The following is a 14,059-nucleotide window of genomic DNA, read 5'->3' as shown; positions in this document are numbered from 1 at the left end:
CCTGACGTCGTCTGAAGGAACATTTATGTTGCGTTACAGCCTGTTAACTGCCGGGTTGCTGCTCGGTTCTTCCGCTTTTGCTGCGCCCACAGGCGACTTGCCACTGATGCCGTGGCCGGCCAAGGTTGAACGTCCGGCAACACAGGGCTCGCTGGTTCTGACGGACACGCTCTCTGTCAGCGTCAGCGGCGACGATCTGGGCGACGCCGTTACGCGATTGCGCCAGCGCATCGCCCGGCAAACCGGCTGGACGCTACAACCGCAGGCCGAAAAACCGCAACATCCCACAATTACCATCACCATTGCCAAAAAAGTGGCACCGCTGCCGAAGCTGGGTAGCGATGAGCACTACACGCTGACCAGTGATGCGAATGGCGTGCAGATCGCCGCCAATACCCGCTTTGGCGCGCTGCGTGCCATGGAAACGTTGCTCCAGCTGATACAAAACGGCACGGAAAATACCACCTTGCCGTGGGTGACCATTGACGATGCGCCGCGCTTCCCGTGGCGTGGTTTGCTGCTCGATTCTGCCCGTCATTTTATGCCGGTCGAGGATATCAAACGGCAGATCGACGGCATGGCGGCGGCGAAACTGAACGTGCTGCACTGGCATTTAACCGACGACCAGGGCTGGCGTTTTAGCTCGAAGCGCTACCCCAAACTGACGCAGCTTGCCAGCGATGGTCTCTTTTACAGCGAAGAACAAATGCGCGATGTGGTGCGCTACGCCACAACGCGCGGCATCCGCGTGGTGCCGGAAATCGACATGCCAGGCCACGCGTCGGCGATTGCCGTCGCCTACCCGGAACTGATGAGTGCGCCGGGGCCGTATCAGATGGAGCGCCACTGGGGTGTGCTGAAACCGGTGCTTGATCCGACAAAAGCGGCGACTTACGCCTTTGCGGAGGCGATGGTCAGCGAACTGGCGGCGATCTTCCCGGATGCGTATCTGCATATCGGCGGCGATGAGGTGGACGATACGCAGTGGAAAAACAACCCGGCTATCCAGCAATTTATGCGCGACAACAAACTTACCGACAGCCATGCGTTGCAAGCCTATTTCAACCGCAAACTGGAGGCGATCCTCGAAAAACATCAGCGCCAGATGGTGGGCTGGGATGAGATCTTCCACCCGGATCTGCCCAAAAGCATTGTTATCCAGTCCTGGCAGGGACAGGACGCGCTGGGCGAGGTGGCAAAGCAGGGTTACAAAGGCATTCTCTCTACCGGTTTTTACCTCGATCAGCCGCAGTACACCGCCTATCACTACCGCAATGAGATTGTGCCGCAGGGCTTAAATGGTGTGGATGTGATTGCCGATAACGACAGTGCGCAAAGCTGGTCGTTTTCGATGCCGCGCCTGAAAGGCAGCCCGGTGGAAGGGACGTTTACGCTGGTGAAAGGCGAAAGTGGATGGCGCGGATTTATTGATTTCAAAGGCAAATCCCGCCGCGCCGTGCAGCATATCGACTGGCGCAGCGATCGCCAGGTGAGTTTTGTCGTCGATACATGGATGGGCGAAACCCGCCCGGTTATCACCCTCACCGACGATAAACTTGGCGGTTACTTCTTGCTGGGCAACGCGCGCTATCCAGTCACCGGCGCGAGGCTAAACGAAGTGCCGAAAGGGGTTGAGCCCGCCGTACCGGACGCCAGCCAGCAGGCGAATTTGCTCGGTGGCGAAGCCGCGTTGTGGGCGGAAAATGTGGTCGCGCCGGTGCTGGATATCAAACTGTGGCCGCGCGCGTTTGCCGTGGCGGAACGTTTATGGTCGGCGCAGGATGTGAATGACACCGACAACATGTACAGCCGTTTGCAGGCGATGGACAGCTGGTCGACGGTATCAGTCGGCCTGCAACAACATAGCCAGCAACTGGCGCAGTTCATGCGCCTTGCGAACAGCGCCGATACATTGCCGCTGCAAATCCTCGCCCAGTCTGTCGAACCGGCGCATTACTACACGCGCCAGCATCTGAAATTCCAGGCCAGTAACTATCATCAGTTCGAGCCGCTGAACCGCTTTGCCGATGCGCTGGCACCGGAGAGCAGTACCGTTCGCCAGATGAACCAGTGGGTCGACAGACTGGTGAGCGATGCGGAAGACAACACCAGCGCGGTGGCGCTGCGCCACCTCTTTAGCCGCTGGCAGGGTAACACCAGCGACGCGCTGGCGCTCAGCGACAGCAATTATCAGCTAAAAGCGATGCGTCCGGTGATTTTGCAGGTGGATAAGCTCGCCACTATTGGGCTGCGGCTGACGGATTTGGTAGCGCGTCAGGGGACGCTGGACGATGGCGAGATAGCGTCTATTCAGCGCGAGCTGGATAACGCGGCGCAAATTCAGGACGAAGTGGTGATAGCGGCGGTCTATCCGTTGGAAAAACTGTTGCGCGCCACGCGCAACCGGTGAACGCCAGGGTGATAAGCGTAATAAATTGATTCCCTGGAAGGGTGTACCCACTTCTTCAAAAGAAACCTCTGACAGCCTGTGAGATTTAAATTTAAAGGTAAGCGGGCAGAGCCAAAAACCGGTTACGTTTTAAGTGGGCAATAAAAAAGGCAGCGTAAGCTGCCTTTTATCTCTCGCTTAGCCGCCATTAACGGCGAACGGCGATGGCTTCAATCTCGATTTTCACGTCTTTTGGCAGACGCGCGACTTCCACGCAGGAACGCGCCGGGAAGCTGGCGTTATGTTCATTGAAAAAGGCTTCATACGTGGCGTTAACAGTAGCGAAATCGTTGAGATCTTTCACGAAAACGGTGGTTTTCACGATGTCGCCCACTTTCAGACCCGCCGCTTCAACAATCGCTTTCACGTTGTCCAGCGACTGACGTGCTTGCGCCGCCACATCTTCCGGTACGCTACCGGTTTTCGGATCAACCGGGATCTGACCCGAGGTCAGGATCATGTTGCCAAGATCAACAGCTTGAACATAAGGGCCAATCGCTGCTGGCGCGTTTTCCGTGGCGATAACTTTGGTCATAATAACTCCTGAATGACAGCGGTATTGAGGTTCCGCCCCATTATAGGGAGGGAAAAACGCAATACCAACCGCAATTAGTTAGCCAGCACCACATGGTGCGAGAACTCTTTCTCACAATATTTACACTTCAGCGCGATGTCGCTTTCACGTTTTTTCACCGCAAAGCTGGAGGCAACCGGTTCAGCATGGCTGATGCAGTTGCTGTTCGGGCACACCAGCACGCCAGTGATGCGCTCCGGCAGGCTCGGGCGCGATTTACCCACCACTTCATACTCATCAATGCGGTTAACGGTGGCTTGCGGTGCGTACAGCGCCAGTTGGTTTACCTGCTCGTCGGTAAGAAACGTGTTCTCGATCTTGATCAAATCTTTGCGCCCCATCTCGCCGGACGGCAGATTCAGGCCGATGGTGATGCGCTGGTCGGTTTCTGTCAGCTTAAACAGCGTCAGCAGTTTAAACCCGACGCGGGCGGGAATGTGGTCAATCACGGTGCCGCGTTTGATGGCTTCGACCTGCAGTTTGTTATCGTGTGTCATTGTCTCTCTCCTTACAGCGCCAAATCGCGATTGAGAACCAGCGCCAGCAGAGCCTGGCGCGCGAAGATGCCGTTACCGGCCTGCTGGAAATACCAGGCGTGCGGCGTTTTATCCACGTCGGTAGTAATTTCATCCACGCGCGGCAGTGGGTGCAGCACCTTCATATTGCTGCGCGCGTTGGTTAAGTCGCTGGCGCGCAGAACAAATTGAGCTTTGACGTTGGCGTATTCCGACGGGTCCAGACGCTCTTTCTGCACGCGCGTCATATAGAGAATATCCACCTCTGCCATCACCTCTTCGATGCTGGCGTGTACGCTCCAGGCCATGCCTTTTTCGTCCAGCATATCGAGAATGTACTGCGGCATCGCCAGCGCGTCCGGGGCGATAAAGTAGAAGCGGTTGCCGCTGAATTTCGCCAGCGCCTGCGCCAGCGAATGGACAGTGCGGCCATATTTCAGGTCGCCAACCATCGCGATATTGAGGTTCTCAAGGCGGCTTTGCGTTTCCTGAATCGTGAACAGATCGAGCAGCGTTTGCGTCGGATGCTGGTTAGCTCCGTCACCGGCGTTGAGCACCGGAATGCCGCCGGAAAACTCGGTTGCCAGTCGCGCCGCGCCCTCCTGCGGATGGCGCATCACAATAGCGTCCACATAGGTACTGATCACCGAAATGGTGTCGGCCAGCGTTTCGCCTTTTTTGCCCAGCGACGTGTTGCTGCTGTCGGAGAAACCGACCACGCTCGCGCCGAGGCGGTGCATGGAGGTTTCAAACGATAAACGCGTGCGGGTGGAGGCTTCAAAGAAGCAACTGGCGATCACTTTATGCTTGAGCAACTCCGGCTGCGGGTTGGCCTTCAGTCGTGCGGCGGTGTGTAGCACCAGTTCGAGTTCTTCGCGGCTGAGATCGTTTATGGAAATGATATGTTTCTGATATAGCGGGTTAGCCATGGTTATCTCCTGACGACTGCGCAAAAAAAAGCCCCTCAATAGAGGGGCTGTGGAATTCGGTGATCAACGGGAAGGAAAACGGCAGGCCAGCGCCTTTTTTCAGACGCGGTAAGACAGTTTGTCGTACACACTGGTTCATGCTTCCTCCCGGCAAATTGTCCCGGATTATACGCAGCTGTTTTCGCGGATCAAGCGATTGATGCACATTTTACGCAATGCAAACGGTTCTCTTTGAATATTAATGCGTTCTAAGTAAATAATTAATTTGCTTATGCACCAGCGCCGTGTGCTTCACGATTCTTGGCGCGACCCAGACGATACTGCTTCCTGCCACTACGCCGAGGATCTCCGGCAACTGGTGGTAATCCAGAATACGTGCCACTGCGCGGCCATATCCCGCCACGGTGTGAATAAGGATAAATTCGCTATTATGCTCAACGCTAACCACCATTTCGGAGACGGAGCGGGCGGCGTCCGGCACCGGGCGCAACTGCGGATTCAGCGAATAAATTTTTTGTCCTTTGGCGTTGCGGATTTTGATTACACCGAGCAGCGTCAACAGGCGAGAAACGGTGGACTGGCTGATACTGTCGAAGCCGTGGCGCTGCAAATCGCGGCGGATCTCCTCCTGTGAAAGATAACTTTTTTCGCTAATCAGGCGCTGGCAGACCGCCAGTTGTAGCTGCTCTTTCGGTGAATAATCTCCATATTCCATCATCTCTTTTCCCGTATTGGTTGCCGAAACAAAACGCCCGGCAACGCCATGCTTACCGGGCCTGTATATTATCCACAGACCGGGTAAGCAAAGCGCCACCCGGCGCGCTACAGCAGAGCGCCAAGGCTGAGTGCCGCCATGATCACCACCGCCAGTATCGCCAACAATGGCGCGACCCATTTCAGGTAGCGCACATAGGGGACATGGGCGATAGCCAGCCCGCCCATCACCACCGCCGACGTAGGCGTCACCAGGTTGACGATGCCGGACGCCGATTGGTACGCGGTAACGACCAGATCGCGGTTGACGTTAGCGAAATCGGCCAGCGGCGCCATAATCGGCATCGTCAGCACCGCAAGGCCGGAGGACGAGGGCACGAGGAACGACAGCACCACTTCCAGCCAGTACATAACGTTGATAAACGCGACGGTGGATAACCCGCTGACCATGCCTTCGGCACTGTGCAAAATAGTATGAGTAATCATACCTTTATCCATGATCACTACGATACCGCGGGCAATGCCGATAATCAGCGCTACGCCCAGCAGATCCCGCGCGCCGTTGATAAATGTTGAGGTCAACTCCTCTTCGTTCATGCGGGCGATCAAACCCACGATGATGGCGCTTGCCAGAAACACCGCCGAGATCTGCGCCATCCACCAGCCGAGCACCGCCACGCCGTAGATCATCACCACAAAGGCCAGCGCGAAAATAAGCAGGATCAGTTTGCGCACCGGGGTGAATTCGAGCATCTCCGGCGACTTATTGCCGAGGAAAAACGCGCGATCCTCTTCCTGTTTGTCGGCGACGATCGACAGCGCCGGGTTGGCGCGCACGTTACGGGCGTAGCGCATCACCCAGGCAACACAGATGATCCAGCCAATCACCAGCAGCGCGACACGCAGGAGAATGCCGTGGGTAAACGGGATCCCGGCGGCGTTGGCGGCGATCACCGTGGCGAACGGGTTGATGGTCGATCCGAGCGTGCCGATCCCTGCGCCGAGCAGCACGGTGGAGGCGGCGACAACCGGATCAAAACGGGCGGCGAGCATCACGGGAACCAGCAGTGTATAAAACGGTAGCGACTCTTCGGCCATACCGTAGATGGTGCCGCCTGCGGCGAACAGCGCCATCAGGATCGGGATCATCCACTCTTCACGGCCACGCAAGCGGGTGGTGACGCGCTCGATCCCGGCATCGATGGCACCGGTTTTGGTGACGATGCCCAGAAATCCGCCGATGATCAGAATAAACAGCGCCACATCGATTGCGCCGGCCTGGCCGGTATCGGGATCGTAAAGGCCGCTTATTGGTGCCATGATCACCGCGATTAACCCTTGAGGATGCGCGGCGACATGCGCATAAGTACCGGCAATCGGTACTTCTTTACCGAGGGCTGGGTTCATTGCCATCTGGTATTGCCCGGCGGGGATCACCCAACTGAGCGCGGCGACAATGGCAATCAACAAAAAGAGAATGGTGTAAGCGGAAGGGAACTTGAACTTGCCCATGATGTGCTCCTTGACCCCGGCGCACCCGCGGCGCGCAGGGGGAGTGGTTAGTCGCCGAGGGTTGCCACCATCACCGCTTTGATGGTGTGCATCCGGTTTTCTGCTTCATCAAAAACGATAGAGTTAGGCGATTCGAAAACCTCTTCGGTGACTTCCAGCCCTTTCAGGCCATACGCCATTTCGATCTCGCCGCCCACTTTGGTGTGCTCGTTATGAAACGCGGGCAGGCAGTGCATAAATTTCACCTGCGGATTACCGGTGGCTTTCACCACCGCACCGTTTACCTGGTAGGGTTTCATCAGGCTGACGCGCTCAGACCACGCTTCTTTTGGCTCGCCCATCGACACCCACACATCGGTGTAGAGGAAATCGACACCCTGCACGCCTTCTTCCACATCCTCGGTGAGCATGATGCGCGCGCCGGTTTCACGTGCGATGGTGCGACACTGTTCCACCAACTCCGCCTCAGGCCAGAAGGATTTTGGTGCCACCAGGCGGATATCCATGCCCATCTTCGCCGCGCCGACCATCAGCGAGTTGCCCATGTTGTTGCGCGCATCGCCAAGATAAGCAAAGCGCAGATCCGGCAGACGTTTGCCCGGTGCGTGCTCCAGCATGGTCATCAAATCGGCGAGGATCTGTGTCGGATGAAATTCGTTGGTCAGCCCGTTCCACACCGGCACGCCTGCGTATTGACCGAGTTCTTCCACAATCTGCTGGCCGTAACCGCGATATTCGATGCCGTCATACATGCGCCCCAGCACGCGGGCGGTGTCTTTCATCGACTCTTTGTGGCCAATCTGTGAACCGCTAGGACCGAGATATGTCACCTGCGCGCCCTGATCGAACGCGCCGACTTCAAACGCGCAGCGGGTGCGAGTGGAGGTTTTTTCAAAAATCAGCGCGATGTTTTTGCCGACCAGCGTTTTCTTCTCGCGTCCTGCTTTTTTGTCTGCTTTTAGCTGGATAGCCAGATCGATCAGGTACTGGATCTCCGCCGGGGTGTAGTCGAGCAGTTTGAGAAAGTTGCGGTTTTTCAGGTTGATGCTCATAAGATTTCCTTTTTAAATCAGTAACGAATCAATGTGCCTTTGTCCCCGGCGAGGATGGCAGGGCCATCCGCCAGCGCGCCGATACCCGCGATGCCGTGACACTGCTCAACAAACTGGCGGCAGGCGGCGACCTTCGGCCCCATCGAGCCTGCGTCAAACTGCATGCCTTGCAGCATGTCCGGGGTGACCTGCGCCAGCGGGCGTTGCGTCGGTTTGTCCCAGTCGAGGTAAACCGCGTCGGCATCCGTCAGGATCAGCAGCGCATCCGCTTCGATTTGTCGCGCCAGTAACGCCGCTGAGAGATCCTTGTCGATCACCGCTTCGATGCCGTGGTAGCCATTGGCGTTTTCCACCACCGGTACGCCGCCGCCGCCATTGCAAATCACCAGATGATCGCGGTCTATCAGTGCGCTAATGGCGTCGCTTTCGACAATGCGTTTGGGTTGCGGGGAGGGCACAACGCGGCGGAAATAGCGACCATCAGCCTTAAATACCCAGCCTTTCTCCTGCTGCAGCGCCTGGGCTTGCGCTTCGCTGTAGACCGGGCCGATGTATTTGCTCGGGTTGCTGAATGCCGGGTCGCTGGCGTCCACTTCCACCTGGGTGAGCAGTACGCTCACTTCACGCTGGGGCAGGCTGTTTTTCAGCGACTGTTGCAGCATGTAGCCAATCATCCCCTGGCTTTCCGCGCCGAGAATATCGAGCGGGTAGGGGGTGACTTTGTCGTAAGCGCTATTTTGCAGCGCCAGCAGGCCGACCTGCGGTCCGTTGCCGTGTACCAGCACCACGCGCCACTGCGCGGTTAGCCCGGCGATGGTGCGGGCGGCAAGATCAATGTTCTGGCGCTGGATGTTCGCTTCCAGCGGTTCGCCGCGTTTTAGCAGCGCGTTGCCGCCCAGCGCGACAACCAGTGTGGGTTTTCTTTCCATGATGGCTCCTTTAAATGCCGTCGCGTTCCAGTGGGCAGCTCATGCAGCGTGCACCGCCGCGCCCGCGTCCCAGCTCATCACCGGGGATCGGCAGCACGGTGATCCCGGCTTTGTCATATTTCTCGTTGGTCCAGATATTGCGCTCGTAGCCCACGACCACGCCGGGACGCAGCGTGAGGACGTTATTGGCGTCATTCCACTGTTCGCGTTCGGCTTCAAAAGCGTCGCCGCCGGTGGTGATAAGCCGGATCTGGTCAATACCCAGCGCTTTTTCGATGGCGTGCAGCAGGTCGCTTTCCTGCGTGCGTTGCAGACCGCCGCGCCCGTCCGGGGTGAGCGTCCAGCACTGGGCGTCTTTGCGCACCACTTCGGGGTAAACGGAGAAGGTGTCGATATCGATATGGGTCATTACCGTGTCGAGGTGCATACAGGAGCGGTGTTTCGGCAGTTCAACGACGATAACGCGTTCGGCCTGGCGGTGTTTGAACAGGCTATTGGCAAGGAATTCCACGCCCTGCGGTGTGGTGCGTTCAGAGAGACCAATTAATACCGCGCCGCGGCCAATGACTAATACATCGCCGCCCTCAAGCGTGGCGTGATCGTAATTAATATTCTCGTCGCCAAAATATTTAATAAAATTTCCATCGGCGAAAGCCGGGTGCCAGCGATAAATAGCGCGCAGATTATTCGTTTCCCGCTGGCGGGCAGGTTTAGCCATCGGATTAATCGACACGCCATTATAAATCCAGCACGATGTGTCACGGGTAAATAAATGATTAGGCAGCGGCTTCATAATAAAATCATTCGCCGTGTGAGTGTCGACAACCATATTTTTAATAAATGCCGGGATCTCGCCGTAGGTTAATCCACCGCTGAGCCGCCGCGCTAGTTCGCGGTGCGGCATATCCGCCAGCCAGCTGCGCACGTCTGCGGCGAAGGTGGGGCCAAGGCGATAATCGGAGATCTGGATTTCCAGCAGCCAGGCTTTTGCCTGTACAATATCAAGCGTTTGTGTCAGAAGGTCGGTCAACAGCAGGACTTCCACACCCTGCTCGCGCAGTGTGTTTGCGAAGGCGTCATGCTCTTCCCCGGCGCGCTCAACCGATAACACGTCATCGAATAACAGCTCCTGACAATTCGACGGTGTTAACCGTTTCAGGCTTAAATTGGGGCGGTGCAGCATAACGCTACGCAATTGACCTATTTCAGAACCGACGTAGTGCTTTTCCATAATTATTCCTTTAACTTTTTTTCAGAATAAAAAGGGGGCGGCAATGAAATGTGATTAATTTCATCGCGCGTTAATAACCATTAATTTCATGGCTCATAGTAGAAGCCGTATAAATTAATATTGTGATTGTGCTCACGTCGAATGGGTAATTAAATAGCCGCCGTTCAATTGCATGATTCGCATCAGAGAATAGACAATTAGCTTAATTATCAGGATGAATGCTTACGCATTAACGGCTGAACTTATTCATGGTTGTTATTGTTTTGTAGCTATCCATCTATTTTTATGAATATATAACCCATTGATTGATAAGTTTTTTCAACAGTGAATGGAATAGATATGCATAAAAATGAATAGAGCGGTGCTGCTGGAGGCATAAAAGGGAAATAACCAGTGAATGAATGCGCAAATTACCAGGCTGCTGAAGTGTGATCGGGAAAGGTTTATTTAAATAAATTCTTTTTTATCAGGGGGTAACAACTTTATGTCAGCGCGCGGCTGTGGGGTTTATGCATCTATGCTGCATAAAAGCGTAATCGGCCTTAACAGGCATATAACATATTTTCCGATAAACATGCGTTGTGACAAATCTCTGGCAGAAAGTGGTGGTATGGCAGTGTGAATTTTCGTATAAAAGCTGAAAATGAAACGATGTTTTATGTTGAGGGCTACACCATGATCGTTGGCAATATTCACAATTTACAATCCTGGCTGCCGGAAGAGCTGCGCCAGGCCATTGAGCACGTTAAGCAGCACGTGACCGATGCGACGCCTGTTGGCAAGCATGATATCGACGGCAACCGCCTGTTTTTCCTCGTTTCCGAAGATATGACCCAGCCGTTCGCTGAACGCCGCGCCGAGTATCACGCCCGTTATCTGGACATCCAGATCGTGCTGAAAGGCCAGGAAGGGATGACGTTCAGCACCCAGCCTGCGGGCGCGCCGGACACCGACTGGCTGGCGGATAAAGATATTGCTTTTTTGCCGGAAGGCGCGCAGGAAAAAAACGTTGTGCTGAGCGAAGGGGATTTCGTGGTGTTCTATCCGGGCGAAGTTCACAAACCGCTGTGTGCGGTAAACGCGCCAGCGCAGGTACGTAAAGTGGTGGTGAAACTGCTGATAGCGTAAGCGTAATGCCCGGTCGCGCTGCGCAACCGGGCATATTGCGTTATTTACTGAGAGTGGCGACCATTACCGCTTTGATGGTGTGCATCCGGTTTTCCGCCTGATCAAATACAATACTCGCCGGTGATTCAAACACCTCATCCGTTACTTCCATGCCGCCGTGCAGACCAAACTCTTCTGCCATTTTCTTGCCGAGCGTGGTCTTATCGTCATGGAACGCAGGCAGGCAGTGCAGGAATTTCACCTGTGGGTTGCCGGTGAGCGACAACATTTTGCTGTTGACCTGGTAAGGCCGCAGCAGCGCGATGCGCTCCGCCCACTTCTCTTTTGCTTCGCCCATCGATACCCACACATCGGTGTAAATGAAATCGGCGTCCTTCACACCGCTCGCGATATCTTCTGTCAGCAGAATGTTGCCGCCATTTTTTACCGCCAGCGCTTTGCACTCGGCGACGAGGCTTGCGTCCGGCCAGCACGCTTTTGGCGCGACAAGGCGCAGATCCAAACCCACCAGCGCGGCGGCTTCCAGCATGGAGTTGCCCATGTTGTTACGCGCGTCACCGGCATAAACTAGTTTCATCTGGTTAAAGGCTTTGCCCGGCAAGTGCTCGCGCATGGTCAGCAGATCGGCCAGCAACTGGGTCGGGTGAAATTCATTGGTTAAGCCGTTCCACACCGGCACGCCAGCGTATTGCGCCAGCGTTTCGACAATCTCCTGGCCATAACCACGATATTGAATGCCGTCGTACATCCGCCCCAGCACGCGCGCCGTGTCTTTAATTGATTCTTTATGCCCGATTTGGCTGCCGCTTGGGGCGAGATACGTTACGCGGGCACCTTGATCATATGCGGCAACTTCGAAAGAGCATCGTGTGCGGGTTGAGTCTTTTTCGAAGATGAGCGCGATATTTTTCCCGGTAAGTTTCTGGACTTCCTGGCCTTTTTTCTTATCCGCTTTCAACTGAGCGGCGAGTTGCAGCAGGGTATTGATTTCAGCAGGTGTAAAATCGAGCAGTTTCAAAAAATGCTTTTGATAAAACGCGGACATATTTCCCTCACATGGCGAAGGCCACTTATTGAATTAAAATTCAATTTATATGTATGAATATGCATTTGCAACCCCGAGCTATAAATCTTTTCGGCGAGGAGTGGAGGCAATGCCAGCGGTGTGTGACAATAAGTGTATCTGCCACATTGATGAGGAACGAGCCATGGCGAACCCGGAACACCTGGAAGAACAGCGCGAAGAGACGCGTTTGATTATTGAAGAGTTGCTCGAAGACGGCAGCGATCCTGATGCGCTGTATACCATTGAGCATCACCTGTCGGCAGATGATTTCGAAACGCTGGAAAAAGCCGCTGTTGAAGCCTTTAAACTGGGCTACGAAGTAACAGAGCCGGAAGAGCTGGAACTGGACGAAGGCGAAGTGGTGATCTGCTGTGATGTGCTGAGTGAAAGCGCGCTGAACGCCGATTTGATCGACGCCCAAGTTGAGCAACTGCTTAATCTGGCTGAGAAATTCGACGTGGAATACGACGGATGGGGAACCTACTACGAAGACCCGAACGGCGAAGAGGGTGACGATGACGACGAGGATTACGTCGACGAAGAAGATGACGGTGTTCGTCACTGAGTAAATATTGCGGCAGCGCTCGCTGCCGCAATGCAAGGAACCACAATGGATTACCCGCAAATACTCTCCCCGGTTTTAAACTTCCTGCATTGCCCGACACCGCAATCCTGGCTGGACAAAGCGCGCGATCCATCAATGCTGCCGCTGCTGCTTACCGATCATATGGTATGCGAACTGAAAGCGGCGCAAACCGCCATGCTGCTGGTGCGCCGTTATGTGGCGGATAAAAGCGGGTCGGACGCGCTACTGGCGTGGCTGAAACCGTATGAAGAATTTACCTTTCGTGAAGGGCCGGAGCCGGATTTTGTCGCGCTGCATAAGCAGATTGGCAAAAGTGTGATGCCGCAAACTGACGATGCCTGGGGCCAGGCGCTGATTGACAGCATGGTGCTGTTGATCAAAGAGGAGTTGCACCACTTCTGGCAGGTGCGGGAAGCCATGCTCGCCCGTAACATTCCCTACGTGAAAATTACCGCCAGCCGTTATGCGAAAGGGATGCTCAAAGAGGTTCGCACGCATGAACCGCTGACATTAGTCGATAAGTTAATCTGCGGCGCCTATATCGAAGCGCGCTCCTGCGAGCGTTTTGCAGCACTGGCGCCGTGGCTTGACGACGACTTGCAGAAATTTTACCTGTCGTTGCTGCGCTCTGAAGCGCGCCATTATCAGGATTACCTGGCGCTGGCGCAGCAGATTTCGACCACGGATATCAGCCCACGTGTGCGCCATTTCGGTGAAGTGGAAGCGGCGCTTATCTCCACACCGGATGCAGAGTTCCGTTTTCACAGCGGCGTACCGGTGTAAAGCATTGGTACGCTTTCGGGCTACAGCGTTTTCAGCATCCGCACTTCGCAGTCTACGTGACCGGTGCAGCCGAGTGGCCCGTCGATATGCTCAAAGCCAAGGCGTTCATAAAGCCCAATAGCGGCGGTCAGAAAGGCGGTGGTTTCCAGATAACAGCGGGTAAAACCCTTTGCGCGGGCGTGTTCCAGCGCCATCTGCGCCAGTTTCTTCGCCAGCCCCTGCCCACGCGCGCTGGGCAGGAAATACATCTTTTGCAGTTCGCAGATGTCCGGCTCGCTACATTTCAGCGGCGCGACACCACCGCCGCCCACGACCTCGCCGTTTTGCTCCACCACCCAATAGGCACAACCCGGACGGCTATATAACTGATACAGCTCATCCAGTTCGGGATCGGCAACGGTGTAGCCTTTATCGGCGGTGAGGCCATATTCCGCAGATACCTGGCGGATCACCGATGCGATTGCTGCGTTGTCGGCGGCAGCAATCCGGCGCATTTTTACCTCTACCGGCGCGGTCACATTCATCCTCTGCACTCTGTTTTCGGGGTTATAAGCTGATCCTGCTTAATACCACTACAGGGGCGTTCTGGCA

16 protein-coding genes are annotated in these 14,059 nt (G+C 55.3%); 4 read left to right on the top strand and 12 right to left on the bottom strand.

Going from position 1 to position 14,059, the window contains the following annotated elements:
- Window positions 1-25 precede the first annotated feature (25 nt).
- On the top strand, window positions 26-2,410 hold the full coding sequence (locus C813_RS43265) for a beta-N-acetylhexosaminidase (protein ID WP_017459090.1): 2,385 nt from the start codon (window positions 26-28) through the stop codon (window positions 2,408-2,410).
- Between the two features lie 187 nt (window positions 2,411-2,597).
- On the opposite strand, the gene ridA is transcribed toward C813_RS43265, so the two are convergent.
- The 9 genes from ridA to arcA form a co-directional block, all read right to left on the bottom strand.
- Window positions 2,598-2,984 (bottom strand): 2-iminobutanoate/2-iminopropanoate deaminase, encoded by a 387-nt coding sequence (gene ridA, locus C813_RS43260; RefSeq protein WP_017459089.1) that lies wholly within the window; start codon window positions 2,982-2,984, stop codon window positions 2,598-2,600.
- 74 nt (window positions 2,985-3,058) lie between these two features.
- Entirely contained in the window at window positions 3,059-3,520 is a 462-nt protein-coding gene (gene pyrI, locus C813_RS43255) for an aspartate carbamoyltransferase regulatory subunit (RefSeq protein ID WP_017459088.1), read from the bottom strand.
- Between the two features lie 11 nt (window positions 3,521-3,531).
- On the bottom strand, window positions 3,532-4,467 hold the full coding sequence (gene pyrB / locus C813_RS43250; RefSeq protein WP_017459087.1) for an aspartate carbamoyltransferase: 936 nt from the start codon (window positions 4,465-4,467) through the stop codon (window positions 3,532-3,534).
- Window positions 4,460-4,606, bottom strand: coding sequence for a pyrBI operon leader peptide (locus C813_RS46885; RefSeq protein WP_020456307.1), 147 nt, complete (start codon window positions 4,604-4,606; stop codon window positions 4,460-4,462). The genes pyrB and C813_RS46885 overlap by 8 nt, the downstream gene beginning before the upstream one ends.
- Before the next feature lie 99 nt (window positions 4,607-4,705).
- On the bottom strand, window positions 4,706-5,185 hold the full coding sequence (locus tag C813_RS43240; protein ID WP_017459085.1) for an arginine repressor: 480 nt from the start codon (window positions 5,183-5,185) through the stop codon (window positions 4,706-4,708).
- 104 nt (window positions 5,186-5,289) lie between these two features.
- Complete coding sequence (locus tag C813_RS43235) at window positions 5,290-6,693, bottom strand: YfcC family protein (protein ID WP_017459084.1); 1,404 nt, start codon at window positions 6,691-6,693, stop codon at window positions 5,290-5,292.
- A gap of 47 nt (window positions 6,694-6,740) precedes the next feature.
- A complete protein-coding gene (argF, locus tag C813_RS43230) occupies window positions 6,741-7,745 on the bottom strand; it encodes an ornithine carbamoyltransferase (protein WP_017459083.1) in 1,005 nt (334 codons plus the stop codon).
- 17 nt (window positions 7,746-7,762) lie between these two features.
- The gene (gene arcC / locus C813_RS43225) at window positions 7,763-8,674 is read right to left on the bottom strand and encodes a carbamate kinase (RefSeq protein WP_017459082.1); all 912 of its coding nucleotides are present in this window, start codon (window positions 8,672-8,674) and stop codon (window positions 7,763-7,765) included.
- A gap of 10 nt (window positions 8,675-8,684) precedes the next feature.
- On the bottom strand, window positions 8,685-9,905 hold the full coding sequence (gene arcA / locus C813_RS43220) for an arginine deiminase (RefSeq protein ID WP_017459081.1): 1,221 nt from the start codon (window positions 9,903-9,905) through the stop codon (window positions 8,685-8,687).
- A 675-nt stretch (window positions 9,906-10,580) separates the two neighbouring features.
- Here arcA and C813_RS43215 point away from each other — a divergent pair.
- Window positions 10,581-11,033 carry a YhcH/YjgK/YiaL family protein gene (locus C813_RS43215; RefSeq protein WP_025263744.1) on the top strand — a complete coding sequence of 151 codons (453 nt, stop codon included), beginning with the start codon at window positions 10,581-10,583 and terminating at the stop codon, window positions 11,031-11,033.
- Window positions 11,034-11,073: 40 nt separating this feature from the next.
- On the opposite strand, the gene argF (C813_RS43210) is transcribed toward C813_RS43215, so the two are convergent.
- Window positions 11,074-12,078, bottom strand: coding sequence for an ornithine carbamoyltransferase (gene argF, locus C813_RS43210; RefSeq protein ID WP_017459079.1), 1,005 nt, complete (start codon window positions 12,076-12,078; stop codon window positions 11,074-11,076).
- A complete protein-coding gene (gene argL, locus C813_RS47710; protein ID WP_228007808.1) occupies window positions 12,048-12,143 on the bottom strand; it encodes a putative translational regulatory protein ArgL in 96 nt (31 codons plus the stop codon). The genes argF (C813_RS43210) and argL overlap by 31 nt, the downstream gene beginning before the upstream one ends.
- A 98-nt stretch (window positions 12,144-12,241) precedes the next feature.
- On the opposite strand from argL, the gene rraB reads away from it, so the two are divergent.
- Both rraB and miaE read left to right on the top strand, forming a co-directional pair.
- Window positions 12,242-12,664, top strand: a complete 423-nt coding sequence (rraB, locus tag C813_RS43205) for a ribonuclease E inhibitor RraB (RefSeq protein WP_017459078.1) — start codon at window positions 12,242-12,244, stop codon at window positions 12,662-12,664.
- A 45-nt stretch (window positions 12,665-12,709) separates the two neighbouring features.
- On the top strand, window positions 12,710-13,468 hold the full coding sequence (gene miaE, locus C813_RS43200) for a tRNA isopentenyl-2-thiomethyl-A-37 hydroxylase MiaE (RefSeq protein WP_017459077.1): 759 nt from the start codon (window positions 12,710-12,712) through the stop codon (window positions 13,466-13,468).
- Window positions 13,469-13,488: 20 nt separating this feature from the next.
- On the opposite strand, the gene C813_RS43195 is transcribed toward miaE, so the two are convergent.
- Window positions 13,489-13,992, bottom strand: coding sequence for a GNAT family N-acetyltransferase (locus C813_RS43195; RefSeq protein WP_017459076.1), 504 nt, complete (start codon window positions 13,990-13,992; stop codon window positions 13,489-13,491).
- Window positions 13,993-14,059 lie beyond the last annotated feature (67 nt).

Source organism: Kosakonia sacchari SP1, from assembly GCF_000300455.3.
In the GTDB taxonomy this organism is placed as follows: Bacteria; Pseudomonadota; Gammaproteobacteria; order Enterobacterales; family Enterobacteriaceae; genus Kosakonia; species Kosakonia sacchari.
The sequence above is the reverse complement of the archived record's forward strand: the minus strand, read 5'-3'. Positions and strand labels throughout refer to the sequence as shown.

What these genes read in the sequence shown, in the direction of transcription:
- C813_RS43265 (WP_017459090.1), top strand. Translation starts at nt 26, where the DNA reads ATGTTGCGTTACAGCCTGTTAACTGCCGGGTTGCTGCTCGGTTCTTCC.
- C813_RS43195 (WP_017459076.1), bottom strand. Translation starts at nt 13,992, where the DNA reads ATGAATGTGACCGCGCCGGTAGAGGTAAAAATGCGCCGGATTGCTGCC.
- rraB (WP_017459078.1), top strand. Translation starts at nt 12,242, where the DNA reads ATGGCGAACCCGGAACACCTGGAAGAACAGCGCGAAGAGACGCGTTTG.
- arcA (WP_017459081.1), bottom strand. Translation starts at nt 9,905, where the DNA reads ATGGAAAAGCACTACGTCGGTTCTGAAATAGGTCAATTGCGTAGCGTT.
- C813_RS43240 (WP_017459085.1), bottom strand. Translation starts at nt 5,185, where the DNA reads ATGATGGAATATGGAGATTATTCACCGAAAGAGCAGCTACAACTGGCG.
- ridA (WP_017459089.1), bottom strand. Translation starts at nt 2,984, where the DNA reads ATGACCAAAGTTATCGCCACGGAAAACGCGCCAGCAGCGATTGGCCCT.
- miaE (WP_017459077.1), top strand. Translation starts at nt 12,710, where the DNA reads ATGGATTACCCGCAAATACTCTCCCCGGTTTTAAACTTCCTGCATTGC.
- pyrB (WP_017459087.1), bottom strand. Translation starts at nt 4,467, where the DNA reads ATGGCTAACCCGCTATATCAGAAACATATCATTTCCATAAACGATCTC.
- argF (WP_017459083.1), bottom strand. Translation starts at nt 7,745, where the DNA reads ATGAGCATCAACCTGAAAAACCGCAACTTTCTCAAACTGCTCGACTAC.
- C813_RS46885 (WP_020456307.1), bottom strand. Translation starts at nt 4,606, where the DNA reads ATGAACCAGTGTGTACGACAAACTGTCTTACCGCGTCTGAAAAAAGGC.
- argF (WP_017459079.1), bottom strand. Translation starts at nt 12,078, where the DNA reads ATGTCCGCGTTTTATCAAAAGCATTTTTTGAAACTGCTCGATTTTACA.
- argL (WP_228007808.1), bottom strand. Translation starts at nt 12,143, where the DNA reads ATGCATATTCATACATATAAATTGAATTTTAATTCAATAAGTGGCCTT.
- C813_RS43235 (WP_017459084.1), bottom strand. Translation starts at nt 6,693, where the DNA reads ATGGGCAAGTTCAAGTTCCCTTCCGCTTACACCATTCTCTTTTTGTTG.
- pyrI (WP_017459088.1), bottom strand. Translation starts at nt 3,520, where the DNA reads ATGACACACGATAACAAACTGCAGGTCGAAGCCATCAAACGCGGCACC.
- C813_RS43215 (WP_025263744.1), top strand. Translation starts at nt 10,581, where the DNA reads ATGATCGTTGGCAATATTCACAATTTACAATCCTGGCTGCCGGAAGAG.
- arcC (WP_017459082.1), bottom strand. Translation starts at nt 8,674, where the DNA reads ATGGAAAGAAAACCCACACTGGTTGTCGCGCTGGGCGGCAACGCGCTG.